Source organism: Mycobacterium sp. NGS64, from assembly GCF_059812245.1.
The window spans coordinates 320,183-334,188 of the sequence record NZ_JCALCI010000003.1 but is presented as its reverse complement, the minus strand read 5'-3'; the positions used below and the strand labels follow the sequence as shown (position 1 = coordinate 334,188).

Sequence of the window (14,006 nt, the reverse complement as noted above, 5' to 3'; positions counted from 1 at the left end):
TCACAGGTCAGCGGGACGAGCGCGCCCGACCGCGCGGGAGTAGCGTGGAATCACCCATTCGGGCGGGGTCGGTTTCATGGTGCTCTGGTAGAGGGCGTTGATCAGGACCGTGGAGGCGCACAGTGGACATCGTGCTCGGAGTCTCGATGGCTCCGGACACCGTCCGCCTGGTGCTCATCGAGGGCCAGGATGCCGACGGTGTCACAGTCGAAGAAGACGAATTCGAGGTCACCGCTTCGGGCGGACCCGACCAGGTGGTCGCCGCGATCGTCGGCACCGGGGAAGGCGCGGCGGAGGGCGGCTGCCAGCTGGTTTCGACGGGGGTGACCTGGACCGACCCCGCCGGCGTCGGCGCGCTGCGGGAGGCGATCGCCTCCCGCGACGTCGGCGGCGTCATGTTGGTCTCCCCGCTGCTCGCCGCGGCCGCGTTGGCGCAGACGGTCGGGCAGTCCATCGGCTATGAACACATCGCGATGCTGTTCGTCGAGGCCGACAGCGCGACGCTGGCCGTCGTCGACGTCGCCGACGGTTCCGTCGTCGACCTGCACCGCCGCCGGCTTTCGGGCGCCGTCGAGCCCGAACTGGCCGCGATGGTCGCCGGGCTCGACTCGCGGGCCGGCGGGGTGTTCGTCGTCGGCAGCGGCGTGGGCATCGGCGCCGAGGTGGCCGCGATCAAGTCCGGCCTGGAAGGGGCGACCGGGCTGCAGGTGACCGTGTCCGAGGAGCCGGAGCTGGCGCTCGCCCGGGGCGCGGCGCTGGCGTCGGCGAACGCCCCGCTGTTCGCGGCGTCGACGGCCGCCCTGGCGTACTCCCTGGATCCGGGCACCGGTGAGGTGAATCCCGGCGCGGTCATCCCCAGCTATCTGGACGTCTCCGGCAACGCGGAGCTCGGTGCGCTCGCCTACAGCGCCCTCGACGACGACGCGAGCGCCGACGCGCTGCAGGCCCGGCGGCGCCCGCCCTCCCTGCTGGTCAGCGCGGCAATGGCCGGCGCTGCCGCGGTCGCGGCGGGCCTCGTGGTGGTTTCGCTGACGTCGGACGCCCATCCGACCCAGCCCACGCCGCACGCCGTGGCTCCGGCGAACCGGGTGCCGCCGCCGCAGGCGCAGGTGCCCCCGCCCAGCCCTTCCAGCACACCCAGCCCTCCTAGCCCTCAGACGCCCGCGGTGGCCGCCGCGCCCGCGCCGGCACCCGAGGTCGCCGTCCCACCGGCGCCACCCGCGCCTGCGCCAGCACCGGCGGCGCAGCAGGCGCCGGTCGTGCAGCAGGCGCCCGCGCCGCCGCCCCGTCGCGCACCCGTGCGGCGCGCGCCGGAGGTGGCGCCTCCCCCGGAGCAGCAGGCACCGGCGCCGCCGCCGGCCGCCCCGCCGCCACCCGAGCCGGTCGCGGTGCCCGCGCCGCCGCCGCAGTACCAGCGCCCGCCGCTGACGATGTACCTGCACCTGCCGTTCGTCACGGTGCCGATTCCGATCAACCCGCCACCGCCACCGGCCCCGCCGCCGCCGGCGCCGTAGGGCGCCCGTGGCACAAGGCGACGGTTGAGCGCACACTGAGCAGTAACGCTGTAAATGCAAGGAGGCCTGCGTGGGCGAGTACGGTGCGTTCGGATTCGATCCCGAGGATTTCGACCGCGTGATCAGGGAGGGCAGCGAGGGGCTGCGGGACGTGTTCGAGAAACTCGGCAGATTTGTCACCGCGCCGGTGCCGGGGACGAGTTGGTCCGCGTTCTTCGAGGACCTGTCCAGGCGGCCCCGCCGCGGGCCGGAGACCGCCGGCGAGGCCGGCGACGGGGTGTGGGCGATCTACACCGTGGACGCCGACGGCGGCGCGCACGTCGAGCAGGTCTACGCGACCGAACTCGACGCGCTGCGCGCGAACAAGAACAACGTCGACCCCAAGCGCAAGGTGCGCTTCCTGCCCTACGGCATCGCGGTCAGCGTCCTCGACGACGATTCGGATTCGGATTCGGATTCGGATTCGGAGGAGTCCACCTAGCCCGGCGGCGCGTTCAGCCCTGCTGCACCACGTTGGAACCGCCGGCGTTGCTGATCTTCGGGTTGCCGGAGTGATAGGTGATCTTGTTGTCGAAGCCGGAGGCGTCGATGCTGTCGACGGCGTCGACGGTGATGGCGTTCTGGACGCCGGACACGGTGAGGCTCCTGCAGTGGCCGGTGATCACGACCGTGTTGGAAACCCCGCTCACGTTGACGAGGTTGTCGTTGCACGCGACGGTGCGGTTCTCGTTGATGCCCGAGATGTTGAGCCTGCCCCCGGGCGACGGGGTGGGTGACGTCGACGGCGTCGTGGTTCGGGTCTTCGACGGGCCGGGGCTCTTCGAGGTGCTCGAGGGTGGACCGAAGGTCCCGGTGACGGTGGGGAAGGTGGGAGTCGAGTTGATGATCGATCGGACGCCCGAAAGCTGGTGTGCGGCAAAGGCCGCGATGCCCCCGGCCAGCGCCAGGAACCCGACCACGATCACCGTGCCCAGGATCCACCACGTGCGGTTGCCCGACGGTGACTTCGGCGGGGGCCCGGAGAGCGGCCCGCCGTAGGTCCACGGGCTTTGCCGCGGCGGTGGCGGTGGATACGTCGGAGGTGAATACGCACCGGGCGAATACGGGTAGCCGCCGGGCGGCGGCGCCTGTCCGGATTCGGACGCGCGTGCCGTGTCGGCCAGGGGCTGCTCGAGTTCCCGGATGCGCTGCTCCGGGTCGTCCTGCGAGTTCATGGACAGATGCTCCCATCGCAGCGGCCACTATGGGTAGTTTCAGCACCGTGCCCGACTTGCCGAACCGTCAGATCCTGTTGCGTCGCCGCCCCACCGGGCTGGTCCAGCCCGACGACACCGAGCTGGTCACCACGCCCGCGCCCGAACCCGCCGACGGCGAGGCGCTGCTGCGCACCACCTACGTCGGCCTCGACGCCGCCGCCCGCACCTGGCTGAACGACCAACCCGGTTACCTGCCGCCGGTGCAGCTGGGCGAGGTCATCCGGGCAGCCGGCATCGGCGAGGTGGTGGCGACGCGCTGCGACGCCTTCGAGGTCGGCGACGTCGTCACCACGCTGACGGGCTTCCAGGAGTACGCGATCGTCCGCGACGACGTGTTCAGCACGCCCGTGCCAGGCAAGGCCTCGGTCGACCAGCTGGCGGTGATGTCGGTGTACGGCCCGACCGGGGCGACCGCCTACATGGGGATGATGGACATCGGCCGGCCACAGCCCGGGGAGATGGTGGTGGTGTCGGCGGCCGCGGGCGCCACCGGGTCGGTGGCCGGGCAGATCGCCAAGATCGCCGGCGCCCGCGTGGTGGGCATTGCCGGGGGGCCCGAGAAATGCCGGGCGGTGGTGGAGGACTTCGGGTTTGACGCGTGCATCGACTACAAGAACGAGGACGTCGCCGCGGCGCTCAAACAGCATTGCCCCCGCCGGGTCAACGTCTACTTCGACAACGTGGGCGGTCCGATCCTGGACGCGGTGCTGGGCCGGCTGGCCACCAAGGCGCGGGTGGTGCTCTGCGGCGTCATCTCCAGCTACCTCAGCGGGCAGCACCCGGGGCCGGCCAACTACGTGAACCTGTTGTCCAAGACCGCGCTGATGCAGGGGTTCAACGCGCTCGATGACTGGGGCCGCTTCGAGGAAGCCTATGCGGCGCTTCGCCAGTGGGAGAGTGAGGGCCGAATCAAGCACCGCGAGACCGTTTTTGAGGGCGTCGAGTCGTGCGTCGACGCCCTCAACGGCCTATTCACCGGTGCCAACATCGGCAAGATGCTGGTCAAGCTGAGCGAACCGGCTTCGGGCTAACCTTCCCCTAACCTTCGCCCAAGACGCGGTGCAGCGTCTTCTTGGCGTCGGTGAGCGCCTCCAGCACCTTGGTCCGGGTCTCGGCGAGCTGCTCCTTCTGCTCGTCGGTGCCCGTCCAGGCGATGGTGCGGGCCAGCCCGGCGAGCTCGAAGAGTGTTCTGCGGATCTTGAACACGTCGCCGAACTTGGCCGCCCGCCCGAGGAAGGCGTGCGCGGTCTCGCTGCTGACGCCCCGCCAGGCCAGCAGGTTGCGGCCCAGCTCGGTCAGCGTCGCGACGCCGTTGTCGACCGTGACCACACCCCGGCCGGCCAGCAGGCCGATGGCGAGCTCCGCCACGTCCTGCGGCGGCGTGAACGCGCCCTCGGTCGCGTCGCTCACCCGCTGCACGATCTGCGCGGCGTCGGCCGGCCCGTCGAGCAGCAGCGCCGCGGTGACGAACGCCGCACGCTTCAGGAAGGGCCGATGGCCGGGCCCGCCGTGGCCGAATCCACCCTTGAACCCGAAGCCGCCCTGGCCCCAGCCCTTTTCGCCCCAACCGCCGAAACCGGGACCGCCAAAGCCCGGGCCACCGAACCCGGGTCCGCCGAAGCCGGGTCCGCCGAAACCACCGAAACCACCGAAAAATCCACCAGACATCGCTGTCGTTCCTTTCCACATTGGACTATCAAGCTCCTTGATACCATCGTCGACGGGGATGTCAAGGAAATTGATGGTTGCTTTCTCCGGACCGCCGGCGACATGCGAGCATGAGGCTGTGAGTCAATTCCACGAGGCGCCGCTGGGGTTTTTGCTGTACCGCCTTATGGCGGCGCTGCGGCCCCAGGTGGCCGCGGAGCTCAAGCCGCTGGGCCTCACCCCGCCCGAGTTCGTGTGCATGCGGATCCTGGCCCATCACCCCGGGCTCAGCAGCGCCGAGCTGGCTCGCGGCACCAACGTCTCGGCGCAGGCGGCCAACCAGGTGCTGCACGCCCTCGAGGAACGCGGCGCCCTGACCCGCCCGGCGTCCACACCGTCGGGCCGGGCGATGCCCGCCCAGCTCACCCGCCGCGGCAAGGCCCTGCTCAAACGGGCCGACGCCGCGGTCCGCACGGCCGATCAGCGCGTCCTGGGCGGGCTCACCGCCGACGAGCAGCGCCAGCTCAAGCAACTGCTTTACGCGGCGGGAACCCGCACGGCGGAGGGCTACGAAACGGATTTGGCCCGCTAGCAGCGGTTAATCCGCGAAAACGCAGGGCGACGCACCGCCGCGCGAGATGCATACCGCCCCCGGTGCGTGGTTTTATAACACCGTTTGCGAAAGTTGCCTCGGGGAAGATCACGCCGGGCCGCAGGTGCCGGCTTTTTAGCGATTGGGTGGTAAGCAGATGGATCGTCGCAGCATGTTGTTGACCACGGGGCTGAGCATGCTGGCGGCCGTGGCCGCGTCCCCCCTTCCAAAGGCACTGGCCAATCCGTCGCTGCCGGCACCGCCGAAGGCGCCGTCGGCGGGTAGCGGCGGCTACATCTTCGCCGACGATTTCGACGGCCCGGCGGGCTCGGCTCCGGATCCGGCCAAGTGGACGGTGCAGACCTGGCAGGACGACGTGTTCCCGCCGGTCGCGGGGATCTACCGCGACGACCGCCGCAACGTGTTCCAGGACGGCAACTCCAACCTCGTCCTGCGTGCCACCCAGGAAGGCGACACCTACTACGGCGCCAAACTGCGGGGGAACTTCCGCAGCATGATCAACCAAACTTGGGAAGCGAAGATCAAGCTGAACTGTCTGGAACCCGGCCTGTGGTCGGCGTTCTGGGGTGTCAACGAGGATCCGCTGCCCGACGGCGAGGTCGACCTTTTCGAGTGGTACGGCAACGGCTCCTGGCCCCCGGGAACCACCGTCCACGCCGCGTCCAACGGGAAAACCTGGGAAGGGAAGTCGATTCCCGGGCTGGTGGACGGCGGCTGGCATACGTGGCAAATGCATTGGGGTGAAAACGGATTCCAGTTCTCGCGCGACGGGTCGCAGTACTTCACCGTTCCGAACAAACCCATCCATGTGCATGGCGGCGCCCCTGACGACTTCCGGTGGCCGTTCAACAACCCCGGCTACTGGATGACCCCGATGTTCACGCTGGCGGTCGGCGGCGTGGGCGCGGGCGATCCTGCCGCGGCGACGTACCCGGCGGACATGCTGGTCGACTACATCCGCATCTGGTGACTATTTTTCCGCTTTGAGCACCTGAACCAGGTTGAACTGCCAGCGCTCGACCAGCCGGAAGCCCAGGTCATGTGGGACCGCGAAGGCGGGGGTGGGCCCGTAGACCGGGCCCGGGGGAATCGCCGGGCCCTGCTCGTGGGCGGGAACCGCGGGGTCGGCCTGGGTGATGATCCACACGACGCCGCACTGGCTTAACGGCCTGGCGACGACCTCCGGGATGAGGTTGGTGTCGAACACGTCCCGGCGGTCCGTCGCCCGTTGCCACAACGTGAGGTCGACGAGTTTCCGGTAGGCATCCGGGCGCGCCGCCATCAGCGGGCGCATCGGGGCGGGCATGAACGTCACCGTGTCGTTCACCAGCAGGCAATCGCCCGGCGCCGCCTTCGCGGTGATCAGGTCGGCCACCTGGCTGTAGTCCATCCCGTACTTGGCATACGGGTTGTGTTGCGCCCGAACGTAATTCGGCACGGCGGCGACGGCGAACAGGGTGACCAGCGCCGCTGCCGCCCACGGCCTGGCGGTCACGGCAGCGGTGCAGACGCCCAGGATCAGCGCCATCGCCGGCGCGGTGAAGGCCAGATACCGTGGCGTGTAGATCGGGTGGGCCAGCACCGAGAAGAGCACGATCAGGGCGGTCGGTATCGCCAGCCACGCCACCGCGATGGTCAGCAGCTGCCGGTCTCCGCGCGCCAACCGCACGGATCGGCTGAGCCACAACACAATAGCTGCGGCGGCCACCAGCGCCGAGAGAACCGCGAACGGCGGGCTCCGCTCGAAGTACTGCTGGATCACCACGTCCTCGATCGTCCGGTGTCCGATCGTCGGCACCCACTTGATCTGGGGCGATTGCCGGGCGACCGCCGCCAAAAACGGCGCCAGGGCGCCCACCGCCAGGACCGACGTAATCGCGAAGCGCGGCAAGACTTTTCGCGCCCGCTCGAAGGCGGCGATGTAGACCAGGTGCGCCAACACCAGCAGCACCAGGTACGCGTCGAGCAGGATCGACATCGCCAGGGCGACTCCATACGACAGCCACGACCAGGCGCCGTTGCGGCGCGCCGCGACAACCAGCAGCACGGTTATCCACACGGCGGCCATCATGGAAAGGGCGTAGGGCCGCGCCTCGACGCCCGCCCACGTCGTCCGTGGCAGGACCCCGCAGAGGACCCCGGATGCCACCGCCACGGTGCGCGACGAGAACTGGCCGCCCAGGACCACCACCCCGGCCGCGGCGCCGCCCACCGCCAGGCCGCTCGGCGCGCGCGACCAGAACTCGGTGTGCGGAAAGACCTGAAACCAGCCGTGCATGAACAGGTAGTACAGGCCGTGCACCGCGTCGACGTTGCCCAGCATCTGCCACAGCTGGCCCAGGGATCGGCTGTAGGAGGCCGAAATGGTCGCGGCCTCGTCGTACCAGAAAGACGGGCGGGCCGCGCCGGCCAAACTTATTGCGGCCGCGAGGAGTCCGACGACCAACGGGTCGAACGCGCCACGGCGCTGTCCTGACTCGCGGGTATCGGAGGCGCTCACCGTCCGCTATGTTGCCAGACGCGGTATCGCGTCCTCGGCCGTTGCCCATCCATCGTCGTTCGAACGTATGATCGATAAATGGGCGACCTCGCGTCGATCGGATACAACGGGCAGCCGGTCCGCGACCCGTTTCGCGTGGTGCGCCCGCCGATCGCGGTGCTGATCGACCTGACCGTGCTCTTCCCGCGCGAGCCGCATCGCTCGGGTCGCTATCAACCCAACGGCCTGCAGTTGCACAAGGTCGTCGAGGGGCGGCTGAGCTGCTGGGGCATCTGCGAACAGGGCGACTGGTGGGGGTTGGTGACCTATCCGATCGCCTACGGCTCCAAGCGGAAGACCGTGACGCACTGGATACCCGCCTGGACGCTGCGCCGGAAAGGCTAGCAGTGCGATGATTGCTGCCCGTGACAGGCAATTTGGCTTCGGCACTGACCAAGCTCATTCCGCTCGGTCTGGTCATCGCTCTCACCGATCACGGTCATCCCGGCGGTGCTGGTCTTGCACGCGCCGCGGCCGCGGCCGGCCAGCCTCGCCTTCCTCGGCGGCTGGCTGGTGGGCATGGGCGCCCTCACCGCGGCGTTCGTCGGGGCCTCCGATCTGCTGGGCGATCTGCACCAGACACCGCCGAAGTGGGCCTCGTGGCTGCGCGTGGTGCTGGGGGCGGCGCTCATCGTGTTCGGCATCGTCCGCTGGCTGACCCGGCACCGCCAGGGCAAGAGCCCGGCCTGGATGCGTTCGTTTTCCAAGATGACCCCGCTGCGCGCCGGCGTGACCGGGGTGGTGCTCACGGTGGTGCGCCTCGAGGTGCTGATCCTGTGCGCGGTCGCCGGCCTGGCGATCGGCACCGGCGGGCTGGGGATAGCCGCCGGCTGGACGGCCGGGGCCGTGTTCGTCGCCGCGTCCTCCTCGACGGTCGCCGCACCGATACTCGCCTACGTCGGCTCCGGCGGCCGCCTCGACGACGCGCTGGAACGGCTCAAGGAGTGGATGGAGCAGAACCACGCCGCCATGCTCGCGGTGATCCTCGTTCTCATCGGTTTGTTGGTGGTTTACAACGGAATTCACGCGCTGTAGGAGCCGGGCACGCTAGATTGCTGCCCATGGCAGGAAGCTGGGTTACCGTCGCGACCGGGCTGATTCCGCTCGGGCTGGTCATCTCGCTCTCGCCGCTCACGGTCATCCCCGCGGTGCTGGTCCTGCAGGCGCCGCGGGCCCGCCCGAGCAGCCTCGCGTTCCTCGCCGGCTGGGTGCTGGGCATCGCCGCGCTGACGGCGCTGTCGGTCGCCGCGTCCGGCCTGCTCGGTGGGCTGGACAAGTCGCCACCGAGGTGGTCGTCCTGGCTGCGGGTGGTCCTCGGGTCGGCGCTGATCGTCTACGGCATCTTCAAATGGTTCACCCGGCAGGGCCACAGCGACTCGCCGGCCTGGATGCGCACGTTCGACACGATCACGCCGGCCCGCGCGGGGCTGACGGGGGCGGCGCTGGCGGTGGTGCGGCCGGACGTTTCGCTGATCTGCGTGCCGGCCGGTTTGGGCATCGGAACCAGCGGGCTCGGCGTTGCCGGTGACTGGTTGGCCGCCGGGTTCTTCGTCGCCGTCGCGGCGTCGAGCGTCGCGATCCCGATCCTCGCGTACGCGGCGGCCGGGCAGCGCCTCGACCCGACGCTGGCGCGGGTCAAGGAATGGATGGACAAGAACAACGCCGCCCTCCTGGCGGCGCTGTTGGTCGTGATCGGTGCGATGGTGCTCTCCCACGGGATTCGCGCGCTGTATCACCTGTAGCCGCCGTCGGACAGGCCGGCGTCCTCCTCGAGCCTGTTCGTCTTGCCGAACGCCAACTCGCGCAACAGTTCCCAGCCGTAGCCGCCGAGCATGCCCAGGTAGCCCTTCGCCGCCCACTGCCGGCAGTGTCGCTCCTCGTGGTGCAGCACCCGGTCCAGATCGGGGCCTTCCCAGGCCAATCCAAACCGGACGATGCGGCGCAGCCGCTCCGCCGGATCGCTGAGCGGGCCGCCGTTGACCATGAAGATGTCGCCCCAGGTGGTGCCGCCCCGCCGGCTGAACTGCCGCTGCAGCCAATTGCCGCCCACCCCCATCAGGATGCCGTTCGGGGTCGTCACCAGGCGCCCGCCGTTGCGGTGGACGAACCGGACATCGCGCGAGTAGCTCCAGCGATTTGCATGCTGCCGCTTGATGATCCGTGCCACCTCCGCGGCGCAGTACGGCGTCTCGGGAAAATCCGCGGGGCGCCGGCCCGCCTTGCCGTAGTCGGTCCCCGCATTCAGGACGTAGGTCAGCAGCGTCGCCGCGCGGGCGTCGTCGCCGCTGATTCCCGGCGGCAACAGGAAGAAGGACTTGCCGTGCGGGTCCTTAATCTCCTCGGCCTGCGCGAGGATCGCAAAGCTCTCCGGCGTGATGGCGTGCCGACGGGCGATCTCGGCGACGGCGTCCCCGGGCACGCCGCGGCGCCGGGCGTTTTCCCGCCACGCCTGCCAGTAGCCGTTTGCGCGCACGCTTGCCAATTTAGGGTGGAGTCGATGAACAGGCCCTGGCAACGCCCGCGCGGCGTCACACAGATCACCCGCGGACTGGGCACCCTCGATCGGGAGCTGTTCGAGACGATCGCCGAGACGCCCACCCCGCTGCTGGACACGCTCATGCCACCGCTGACCCGGGCGGCCGACCACTCCAAGCTGTGGTTGGCCATCGCCGCGGCAATGCTGTCGTCGGGCAAACCGTCCGCGCAGCGCGGCGCGACCCGCGGCGTCGTCACCCTCGGCGTCACCAGCCTGATCACCAACCAGGTCGCCAAGCGAATCCGACGCCGCCCGCGGCCCGTCTACGAGTCGGTGCCCCTGGTCAGGCGGGTGCGCCGCCGTCCGGTATCCAACTCGCTGCCGTCGGGACACTCGGCCAGCGCCGCGGCGTTTGCCGTCGGGGTGGGCCTGGAGAACCCGCCGCTGGGCTTTGTCCTGGCGCTGCTGGCCGGCATGGTCGGGCTGTCGCGGGTGGCCACGGGCGCGCACTACCCGGGCGACGTCCTCGCGGGGTTCGGCATCGGCGCCGGCCTCGCGGTGCTGGGCGGCCGGCTCGTCCCGCCGATCGCCGAAACCACGCTGCCCCGGACCGAACCGCTGCTCGTCGACACCCCGCAACGCCCCGACGGGTCCGGCGTCGTCCTCGTCATCAACCCGTCGTCGGGGAGCGGCACCGGCGCCCGCATCGTCGACGAGGTCCGCGCCGAACTACCCAAGGCCGAGATCGTCGAATTGGGACCCGACGAGGATCCCGAGGTTGCGTTGCGGAGCGCGGCCGAGCGCGCCGAGGTGTTGGCGGTCGGCGGCGGCGACGGCACCGTGGCGGCCGCGGCGTCGGTCGCAATCGACGTGGGACTCCCCCTGGCGGTCTTCCCCGGCGGCACGTTCAACCATTTCGCGAAGGACATCGGCTGCGACACGGTGGCCAAGACGGTGGACGCGATCCGGCGCGGCAGCGTGTTCCGCGTAGACCTGGTGTGCCTCAACGAATCTCGGATTGTGCTCAACACCGCGAGCATCGGCGCCTACCCGAAGTTCGTGCGGCGGCGCGAAAAGCTGGAGAAGCGCGTGGGCAAGCCGGTGGCCAGCTTCTACGCGCTGCTGCGCACGCTGCGCACCGATCGGCCCGTCACCATCCGCTACGACAACAAGACCCTGCAGACGTCGCTGTTGTTTCTCGGCAACTCGGTGTATCTGCCGAGCGGATTCGCGCCGTCCCGTCGCACCCGGATGGACGACGGCCTGATCGACGTGCGCATCCTGGAGACCGGCCGCCCCTGGGCGCGGACCAGGGTCCTGACCGCGCTGGCACTCGGACGGCTGCCCCGAAGCCCGCTCTACCACGAGCTGCAGGTGCCGGAGTTCAGCTTCTCGGCCCTCGACGGCCCGACGGTCATCGCCCACGACGGCGAGGTCGGCGAGCGATACGACCACGCGAGTTTCAGCGCGAAATACCGGGTCCTGTCGGTGTTCCGGCCGCAGCCGGATTCCTGAGGTCCCGAAAGGGCTCGGCTGCAGTATGTTTGGTTACAAGTGCGGCCGGCGAGGGGAGCGGGGATGGAACTGGGACTGGGCGGCAAAGTCGCGGTGGTGACCGGCGCCAGCAAGGGCATCGGCCTGGCGATCACCCGTCGTTTCGTCGAGGAGGGCGCCCGGGTGGTCGCCGGGTCGCGGACGACCAGCGCCGAGTTGGCCGAGCTGGCCGACGCGGGCTCGGTCGAGTCGGTCACCGTCGACCTGGCCGAGCCCGACGGTCCCGCCCGCCTGGTGGCCGCCGCCGGCGATCGGCTCGACATCTTGGTCAACAACGTGGGCTTCGGCGCTCCGCGGCTCGACGGCTTCCTCGCGATCACCGACGACATGTGGCAGCAGACCCTCAACCTCGATTTCATGGCCAGCGTGCGTGCGATCCGGGCCGCCCTCCCGCCCATGCTCGCCAGCGGTGGCGGGGCGATCGTCAACGTCGGATCGGTCAACGCGCGGCTGCCGCTTCCGATGGTCACCGACTACAGCGCGGCCAAAGCCGCGTTCAGCAATCTGGCCAAGTCACTGTCGAAAGAGTTCGGGCCCAAGAACATTCGGGTCAACACGGTGGAGCCCGGCCCCGTCGTCACCGACTTCTGGCTCGGTCGCGACGGGTTGGCCTCTGTGTTGGGCGCCACCGACGGGAAGTCGGCCGAGCAGGTCACCGAAGAGTTCGCGTCGGGCAGCACGGTATCGGGGCGGTTCACCAGGCCCGAGGAGGTCGCCGACCTGGTGCTGATGCTGGCCAGCGATCGCTTCGCCAACATGATGGGGGCCGGCGTGGCGATCGACGGGGGCATGATCCCCACGCTGTGAGGCCGCGGATTAACAGCGCCAACACAGTGCCTGCTTAGCTCCGCCTCAGCGATCGGGTGTGGGCTACTAAGCGTCGCCGCGATGACCGCTGAAACTTGGGATCGGTAGGCCGGGCAAGCGATACACGATTTTGGCATTCGGCGACTATGGGCGGTCGCCGCGTCGGTCGGAGGTCGGATGTCCTTTGTAATCGCGGTTCCGGAATATGTGACGGCGGCGGCCTCGGATCTGGCGAATGTCGGTTCGACGATCAGTGCGGCCAACGCCGCGGCGGCGGCCCCGACCTCGGCGGTGGCGGCCGCGGGCGCCGACGAGGTGTCGGCGGCGGTCGCGACGCTGTTCGGCGCGCACGCGCAGGCCTACCAGGCGATCAGCGCCGAGGCGGCGGCATTTCACCAGCGGTTCGTCGAGCTGCTGAACGCGGGCGCGGCTTCCTACGCCGGCGCCGAGGCCGCCAACGCCAACCCCCTGCAGGGGCTGCTCAACGACATCAACGCGCCCTTCGAGGCCCTGCTGGGCCGGCCGCTGATCGGCGACGGCGCCGACGGCACGCCCGGAACCGGTGCCAACGGTCAGAACGGCGGCCTGTTGTGGGGCAACGGCGGGGCCGGCGGATCCGGCGGGCCCGGCCAGAACGGCGGCAGCGGCGGCAGCGGCGGGTTCTTGTTCGGCAACGGCGGCCGTGGCGGCAACGGTGGAAACGCGATCGGCGCCGGCGTGGCCGGCTTCGGCGGCAACGGCGGCAGCGCCGTCGGACTTTTCGGCAACGGCGGCGGCGGCGGGACCGGCGGTGTCAGCATCAACGGCGTCGGCGGCGACGGCGGCTTCGGTGGGAACGGCGGCTTCCTGATCGGCAACGGCGGCGTCGGCGGGACCGGTGGCAACGGCTTCGTCGCCGGCTGGGGCGCCGCGGGCGGCAACGGCAGCAGCTTGATCTACGGCTTGGGCGGCGCCGGCGGAGCCGGCGGGTCCAGCCTCAACTTCAGCAACGGGCTCGCGGGCGTCGGCGGCGACGGCGGCAGCGGCGGCGCCCTCTTCAACCTCATCGGCACCGGGGCCGACGGCGGCGCCGGCGGGGCGGCCGTCGGCGCCGGAAACATCGGCGGCCAGGGTGGCCAGGGCGGCAGCGGCAGCGGCCTGGTCTTCGGCCTTGGTGGTCACGGCGGCGCCGGCGGCACCGCCCTGACGCCCGGCGGCACCGGCGGCCCCGGCGGAAACGGCGGCGACAACGGTTACGTGTTCAGCGACGGTGCCGGCAGCGTCTACGCCGGGGGTTCCTTCTTCGGCATCGGCGGGGCCGGCGGCGACGGCGGCGTCGCCCAGGCCGGCGGCCACGGCGGCACCGGCGGGCTCGGCGGGCTCGGTGGTCTGCTGTTCGGCCTCGGCGGTCACGGCGGCAACGGCTATGGCGCCGCCGGCCTGGCGTTCGGCGGTAACGGCAGCCAGGGCGGCTATGGTGGCCTGCTCTTCGGCATCGGCGGCGCCGGGGGCAACGGCGGCTTGGGGGCCGTCCCCGGCGTCGGCGGACAAGGCGGCTTCGGTGGGTATTACCTGTTCGGCCCGAACGGGGCGAACGGGTTACCCGGGTGATTCGGGGTCG

The 14,006-nt window shown here is 70.4% G+C and carries 14 protein-coding genes and 1 pseudogene; 11 read left to right on the top strand and 4 right to left on the bottom strand.

Annotation, left to right across the window (positions count from 1 at the left end):
• Window positions 1-122 precede the first annotated feature (122 nt).
• Both AC5Y4S_RS15465 and AC5Y4S_RS15460 read left to right on the top strand, forming a co-directional pair.
• Window positions 123-1,514, top strand: coding sequence for a DUF7159 family protein (locus AC5Y4S_RS15465; RefSeq protein WP_500033597.1), 1,392 nt, complete (start codon window positions 123-125; stop codon window positions 1,512-1,514).
• 70 nt (window positions 1,515-1,584) lie between these two features.
• Window positions 1,585-1,995, top strand: coding sequence for an Rv0313 family protein (locus AC5Y4S_RS15460; RefSeq protein WP_500033596.1), 411 nt, complete (start codon window positions 1,585-1,587; stop codon window positions 1,993-1,995).
• A 13-nt stretch (window positions 1,996-2,008) separates the two neighbouring features.
• On the opposite strand, the gene AC5Y4S_RS15455 is transcribed toward AC5Y4S_RS15460, so the two are convergent.
• Window positions 2,009-2,728: a DUF3060 domain-containing protein gene (locus tag AC5Y4S_RS15455; protein ID WP_500033595.1), complete on the bottom strand. Its 720-nt coding sequence runs from the start codon at window positions 2,726-2,728 to the stop codon at window positions 2,009-2,011.
• A 47-nt stretch (window positions 2,729-2,775) separates the two neighbouring features.
• On the opposite strand from AC5Y4S_RS15455, the gene AC5Y4S_RS15450 reads away from it, so the two are divergent.
• Window positions 2,776-3,801 (top strand): NADP-dependent oxidoreductase, encoded by a 1,026-nt coding sequence (locus AC5Y4S_RS15450; RefSeq protein ID WP_500033594.1) that lies wholly within the window; start codon window positions 2,776-2,778, stop codon window positions 3,799-3,801.
• Between the two features lie 7 nt (window positions 3,802-3,808).
• Here AC5Y4S_RS15450 and AC5Y4S_RS15445 read toward each other — a convergent pair whose 3' ends face one another.
• Window positions 3,809-4,438: a hypothetical protein gene (locus AC5Y4S_RS15445; protein WP_500033593.1), complete on the bottom strand. Its 630-nt coding sequence runs from the start codon at window positions 4,436-4,438 to the stop codon at window positions 3,809-3,811.
• Window positions 4,439-4,604: 166 nt separating this feature from the next.
• On the opposite strand from AC5Y4S_RS15445, the gene AC5Y4S_RS15440 reads away from it, so the two are divergent.
• Together AC5Y4S_RS15440 and AC5Y4S_RS15435 are read left to right on the top strand one after the other, a co-directional pair.
• On the top strand, window positions 4,605-5,009 hold the full coding sequence (locus tag AC5Y4S_RS15440) for a MarR family transcriptional regulator (RefSeq protein ID WP_500034023.1): 405 nt from the start codon (window positions 4,605-4,607) through the stop codon (window positions 5,007-5,009).
• A gap of 157 nt (window positions 5,010-5,166) precedes the next feature.
• On the top strand, window positions 5,167-6,000 hold the full coding sequence (locus tag AC5Y4S_RS15435; RefSeq protein ID WP_068188919.1) for a glycoside hydrolase family 16 protein: 834 nt from the start codon (window positions 5,167-5,169) through the stop codon (window positions 5,998-6,000).
• Here AC5Y4S_RS15435 and AC5Y4S_RS15430 read toward each other — a convergent pair whose 3' ends face one another.
• Window positions 6,001-7,530, bottom strand: a complete 1,530-nt coding sequence (locus AC5Y4S_RS15430; protein ID WP_500033592.1) for a glycosyltransferase family 39 protein — start codon at window positions 7,528-7,530, stop codon at window positions 6,001-6,003.
• Between the two features lie 78 nt (window positions 7,531-7,608).
• On the opposite strand from AC5Y4S_RS15430, the gene AC5Y4S_RS15425 reads away from it, so the two are divergent.
• From AC5Y4S_RS15425 to AC5Y4S_RS15415, 3 genes and pseudogenes are all read left to right on the top strand, one after another.
• Complete coding sequence (locus AC5Y4S_RS15425; protein WP_068102732.1) at window positions 7,609-7,914, top strand: hypothetical protein; 306 nt, start codon at window positions 7,609-7,611, stop codon at window positions 7,912-7,914.
• An 11-nt stretch (window positions 7,915-7,925) separates the two neighbouring features.
• Window positions 7,926-8,604, top strand: a pseudogene (locus AC5Y4S_RS15420) (GAP family protein).
• Window positions 8,605-8,630: 26 nt separating this feature from the next.
• On the top strand, window positions 8,631-9,311 hold the full coding sequence (locus AC5Y4S_RS15415) for a GAP family protein (RefSeq protein WP_500033591.1): 681 nt from the start codon (window positions 8,631-8,633) through the stop codon (window positions 9,309-9,311).
• Here the strand turns inward: AC5Y4S_RS15415 and AC5Y4S_RS15410 are convergent.
• Window positions 9,302-10,042 carry a hypothetical protein gene (locus tag AC5Y4S_RS15410; RefSeq protein ID WP_500033590.1) on the bottom strand — a complete coding sequence of 247 codons (741 nt, stop codon included), beginning with the start codon at window positions 10,040-10,042 and terminating at the stop codon, window positions 9,302-9,304. The genes AC5Y4S_RS15415 and AC5Y4S_RS15410 overlap by 10 nt on opposite strands.
• Window positions 10,043-10,066: 24 nt before the next feature.
• Between AC5Y4S_RS15410 and AC5Y4S_RS15405 the strand changes: the two genes are divergently transcribed.
• The 3 genes from AC5Y4S_RS15405 to AC5Y4S_RS15395 all read left to right on the top strand — a co-directional run bounded on the left by AC5Y4S_RS15405 (window position 10,067) and on the right by AC5Y4S_RS15395 (window position 13,996).
• Window positions 10,067-11,560: a bifunctional phosphatase PAP2/diacylglycerol kinase family protein gene (locus AC5Y4S_RS15405; protein ID WP_500033589.1), complete on the top strand. Its 1,494-nt coding sequence runs from the start codon at window positions 10,067-10,069 to the stop codon at window positions 11,558-11,560.
• A 63-nt stretch (window positions 11,561-11,623) separates the two neighbouring features.
• Window positions 11,624-12,406 (top strand): SDR family oxidoreductase, encoded by a 783-nt coding sequence (locus AC5Y4S_RS15400; RefSeq protein ID WP_500033588.1) that lies wholly within the window; start codon window positions 11,624-11,626, stop codon window positions 12,404-12,406.
• A gap of 177 nt (window positions 12,407-12,583) precedes the next feature.
• Window positions 12,584-13,996 (top strand): PE family protein, encoded by a 1,413-nt coding sequence (locus tag AC5Y4S_RS15395; protein WP_500033587.1) that lies wholly within the window; start codon window positions 12,584-12,586, stop codon window positions 13,994-13,996.
• Window positions 13,997-14,006 lie beyond the last annotated feature (10 nt).